Origin of the sequence: Mesorhizobium sp. M1E.F.Ca.ET.063.01.1.1 (assembly GCF_003998155.1) — a bacterium.
GTDB lineage: Bacteria > Pseudomonadota > Alphaproteobacteria > Rhizobiales > Rhizobiaceae > Mesorhizobium.
Window position 1 is genome coordinate 1 of the sequence record NZ_RZSC01000526.1, and the last position, 4,294, is coordinate 4,294.

At 57.9% G+C, this 4,294-nt stretch carries 5 protein-coding genes and 1 pseudogene; 5 read left to right on the plus strand and 1 reads right to left on the minus strand.

Features of this window, described 5'->3' with window-relative positions:
* Nucleotides 1–632, minus strand: a pseudogene (locus EOA29_RS27055) (site-specific integrase); the annotation flags it as partial.
* Between the two features lie 230 nt (nt 633–862).
* Between EOA29_RS27055 and EOA29_RS43265 the strand changes: the two are divergent.
* The 5 genes from EOA29_RS43265 to EOA29_RS27080 form a co-directional block, all read left to right on the plus strand.
* Nucleotides 863–1,030 carry an excisionase family DNA-binding protein gene (locus EOA29_RS43265; RefSeq protein ID WP_281061114.1) on the plus strand — a complete coding sequence of 56 codons (168 nt, stop codon included), beginning with the start codon at nt 863–865 and terminating at the stop codon, nt 1,028–1,030.
* The gene (locus EOA29_RS27065) at nt 1,030–1,215 is read left to right on the plus strand and encodes a DUF2158 domain-containing protein (RefSeq protein WP_127221855.1); all 186 of its coding nucleotides are present in this window, start codon (nt 1,030–1,032) and stop codon (nt 1,213–1,215) included. The genes EOA29_RS43265 and EOA29_RS27065 overlap by 1 nt, the downstream gene beginning before the upstream one ends.
* 295 nt (nt 1,216–1,510) lie before the next feature.
* Nucleotides 1,511–2,734 carry a hypothetical protein gene (locus EOA29_RS27070; RefSeq protein ID WP_127221856.1) on the plus strand — a complete coding sequence of 408 codons (1,224 nt, stop codon included), beginning with the start codon at nt 1,511–1,513 and terminating at the stop codon, nt 2,732–2,734.
* A gap of 839 nt (nt 2,735–3,573) precedes the next feature.
* Nucleotides 3,574–4,011, plus strand: a complete 438-nt coding sequence (locus tag EOA29_RS27075) for a hypothetical protein (protein WP_127221857.1) — start codon at nt 3,574–3,576, stop codon at nt 4,009–4,011.
* Nucleotides 4,001–4,294, plus strand: a 294-nt coding sequence (locus EOA29_RS27080) for a hypothetical protein (RefSeq protein ID WP_145969817.1), incomplete at its 3' end; no start/stop codon positions are given. The genes EOA29_RS27075 and EOA29_RS27080, both read left to right, overlap by 11 nt.

The window sequence follows — 4,294 nt, forward strand, 5'->3', positions numbered from 1 at the left end:
TCGCTCCATTTCAGCCCGCGCAGTTCGCTCGCGCGCATTCCTGTGACAGTCGCCAGCCGAACGAACGGTTGCCAGCGGGCAGGGGTGTACTTGAGGATGTTCCGCAGCTCTTCCTTGGTCGGCATTTCGGGCCGCTTTCGGCCACGATTGTTTTCCGGCAAGGCTACTTCGCGCGCGGGATTGTGCGCAGCAAGACCACGGCTGACCGCATACTTGAAGACGCTCACCAAACAGCCCTTCACCTTCTTCAGCGAGGAAAGGGACATGGTGCCGACGAGATCATCAATGAACGTCTGAAGCGATGGCGTCGTTACCGCATTGAGCTTGGTTGCGCCGAAGCGCGGTTTCACCTGCTTCTCATAGGTTTCCGTATAGCGGTCGACGGTGGCTCGCTCCTTACCGTCTTTCTCGACTTGTGCCAGCCAGAGCTTCGCCGCTTGGTCGATCGTCTTTGACTGGCTGTCTGCCACGTGAGTGCCGGCACGCACCTGGCCGCGCGCGGTAAGTAGAAAGTCGTCCGCGGCTTTCTTGGTCGGGAATTGCTTGTGCCTGCGCTTTCCCGCGCCGTCGCGGTAATCGCATTGCCAAACGAATTTTCCAGAGGGGAGTTCACGTTTTCGAATCGTGGCCATTGCTGTCTCCTTTTCGGGGCGACATTACACGACCAGCGGTTTTTATGCAACACGTGTAACACACGGAATACGCGGAAAAGGCTTGACATTTTAGGGGAAATGATGTAAGGCGTACAAAATCTGGCACGCAGGCACACACTGCCAGATTTTACCAAACCCTGTCAAGTGAAAAATGAGAGAAAGGACAAAAAAATTTGGAACCGGCAAATGACAACATAGCCGCGGACCTTTTGCGGGGTGCCGACGCTATCGCGGGATATCTCGGGTTCCCGCGGCGTACCGTGTACCACGCGGTAAGCAAGGGCCGCCTGCCGCACTTTCGGCTGGGTGAGACCCTTTGTGCGCGGAAAAGCACATTGACGAACTGGATTGCTGAACAGGAGCGGAGGGCAGCTTAATGGAAAACGCGTTCAAGGACGGCGACGTCGTGATGTTGAAGAGCGGCGGCTTTAAAATGACCGTCGAAAGAGTCGATAGCCTTTATGGACTGATCGACACAGTTTGGTTTGACGACAAAAAGCAATTGCAGCGTGGCGCTTTCCCGCCGGTTGCTCTTGAGGCTGCGGCGCAGAAGGCCACCTAAAACCTCTCTCCGCCCGCGGCGCCGAGGACGTGCCGCGGGCGGATCCAACAAAGCAAAGGGAACATTGTGAAAATACTATCTATCCGGCGCCCACAGGCACCGGGCGCTGAGGCGCGTTTTGACATCGAAATATCTGAACATCTGAGGCTATGCGGCCTCATCCTGCGCAAGAACGGCGCGGGCGCTTGGCGAACTGTAGCACCGCGAAATTGCGGCGTTCGCTTTGCTAGTTTCCATCCCGTCCTGGCTGAACAGATCACTTGCGCTGCTGTCGCGGCGCTCGAGGGCGGCAGCCATGTCGGAAGCTAAAGAGCCGCGCACCGCGAAGCCGGGCTCGCTATTGTCGCAGTGGTGGACGCTGGGGGCGATCGCTCTCGACGCTCGCACGGCCGGCCGCCACATGACTGTCGCCTGGGTCATCATTGACCGCTACATGCAGAGCAAAGGCGGCAGCCGCGCGAGCCTGCGCTACATCGAGAAAGCCACCGGACTTTCAAAGCCTACCGTTATCGGCGCGTGCCGTGAGCTGGTCGATTGGGGGTACTTTACCCGCCACTTAGGCGAAGGCACCCGCCCCAGCGAATACGGTCCAAACTGGCTAGTGGTAAACCCCTCTTTACCGCAAGCTAGTGGTCAACAAGGGTTTACCACAGGTGGTAAAGATGGGTTGACCACTACGGAGCCTAGCGGTCAACAAGGGTTTACCAAAAACCTACTTACGTCACCGGCTGACAAGCCGGCTGACAGTAAAGTAGGAACTGAAGATACCCCCGACCCCGTTGCACTCGGCCTTGCGGCCGGTGCCGGGTCGCGGGACCCGGAGAGCGCCTTCGATCGCTTCTGGTCCGCATACCCGCGCAAATTCCAGAAGCCGAAAGCGCGGGCCGCATGGGATAAGATCGAGCCCGACGCCGAGCTTGCCGCACGCATCATAGAAGCGGCAGCCGCATGGGCGGAACACTACGCCACGCAAGGCACGGATAAGAAGTGGATCCCGACTCCTGCGAACTGGCTTGGCGGTGAGCGGTACGATGAGGACCTACCCGAGGTCTATGTCGACGCCAAGGAAGCCGCCATTGCCAAGAAAGTTTCCAGCAAGGCACCGCGGGCAACCGAGCCGGAACCTGAGACGGCATCCGAATGGTTGGACGAGATATCGCCGTTTGTGACGCCCGGCCGGCATATCATCACGGTGGTTGCCGCCAAGGAGAGAGCAACCGAGCTTGGCCGGAAGCTGCAATTGTCATTTGACGTCGACCTGCCCAAGCAGAAATTGACCGACGTGCCGTTCGAACTCTACACCGAGCATGTCATCAAAGCAGTTCAGGACGACGGCCAGGCCGCGCTTAAAGTCCTAGCTGGAGGCGACGATATCGAAAAGGCAATCGATCTTGTCGGCAGGCAGTGCAGGATTTTTGTCAGTCAGGTTGGCGCCGTGAAGTTCGAGCCGCTGGTGCACAGTGTGGTGCCGGGCCTGATGGATCGTATCAGGGCAGCACAGGCTGCGCGGGCGGCATAGTCTCGCGCCAAGCCACGCGACGGTTTCGGCCGTCGCGTGCATTTTCTTTGTGCCAGACACAATAAACATGTTGTGCCAGATGGGTACTTTTTGGCTTTGAGCACGGAGTATAGTGAGGGGGATGGTTCCTTTTCGCTATCTCGTGACCCTGTAATAGTGAGGGGGTTGCCGCTTTTGCCGGTTTTCATGGTGAATGTAAGTGAGGGGATGTCCCTAAACGCCTTTTTCATGGTGAAGGTAAGTGAGGGGTAGAGAAATCTGCGCCCAATATCTAAATTCCGCGATCTCGCAACCTGTATAGGTGAAGGGCCCGCTTTTTGGCGCCGAGCGCGGAGTATAGTGAGAGGGCGTCACTTTTTGCGATTACGTCTACAGTATAGTGAAGGGCTCCGCATGCGCAGATCGCCTTCAGCGCGTCTATAGGTGGGAAGGCTGGTACGCATCAGATTCCCCAAACTACCAGTATTGGTAGGAAGGCTGGTACGTACCAGTTTGCCGCCAGGATGCTATAGATAGCAGGGCTGGTTATAACCAGTTCGGCTAAAAGTCGTCTTATAGGTAGGTAGTATGGACTCAACCGGCCCTAACGTTGGGATGGTTGAGGGTATCCCAAACAGTTTCAGTTCAGGCGGGTAATCCTAACGGCGCGGCCTGCGTCGTATAAGGCCATGCGCGGCCCGCCGATGGACATAGTACCGCTCATGGTCGGCAGGTAAGCCTTACCGGACTTGTGAAACCGGCGAGCCGTCCTTCGGGATGCTTGGGAAGCGGTCAGCGGGATGCTGATCGCCTCCCCTTTTTATTCAAACGAACTTCTAACAGATTGAAAGGAGGCAGCGATGCCGACCTATGCGGAGCGCTGCTTTTCCGTCGAAGAAGCGGCAAGCCTGGCCGGCCTGCGGCGAGGCAATCTGGACGTGATTATCCATCGCCTCAAGGATGGCGCGGAATGCCTATTCGCAGGCAAGCGCGGCGGCAGGCGGTGGTTCTCAATCAAGGACATCACGGTGCTTGCCGTGGCGCGCGAGCTAGAGCGCAGCGGCATGGTGCTGCTTACCGCCGTTGCCGCGGCATTCGAGCACTTACAGCAACCACCAGACCCCGACGCCATCCTGATCGTACCTGTTGGCACAGTTAGCACCAGAAGCGGCCGGATCATTGCAGACCGCGACGTTGCGCGCCTGCTTGTCGAGAAATCTCAAACACTAATCCCAATCGGCGCCATTGCCGGCCGGGTAACCGAAGCGTGCGCGGAGATGTACAAGAATGCTGCTTGATGATCTCAAGTCGGACGTGACGGCTGCGCTCACAGGCGAATTGCGCAGCGCTGTGCTCTGGCAATACAGCCTGATCGACGATGGCCACGGTAATGAGGTGCCTGGCTACGATACGTCCTACCCATGCGAGGGCGTGCGCGGCAGCTATGACGCGCAGTATGCAGGCCAGTCGGGCATTCCTCGCACTGACGCCAAGATTGAACTGCTCGCCGGCACGCTGGCCGCAACACCCAAGGCATTAGACAAGGTCTACATCGACGGCGGCTGGTGGATTGTCGTCAAC

What these genes read in the sequence shown, in the direction of transcription:
- EOA29_RS27070 (WP_127221856.1), top strand. Translation starts at nt 1,511, where the DNA reads ATGTCGGAAGCTAAAGAGCCGCGCACCGCGAAGCCGGGCTCGCTATTG.
- EOA29_RS27065 (WP_127221855.1), top strand. Translation starts at nt 1,030, where the DNA reads ATGGAAAACGCGTTCAAGGACGGCGACGTCGTGATGTTGAAGAGCGGC.
- EOA29_RS27075 (WP_127221857.1), top strand. Translation starts at nt 3,574, where the DNA reads ATGCCGACCTATGCGGAGCGCTGCTTTTCCGTCGAAGAAGCGGCAAGC.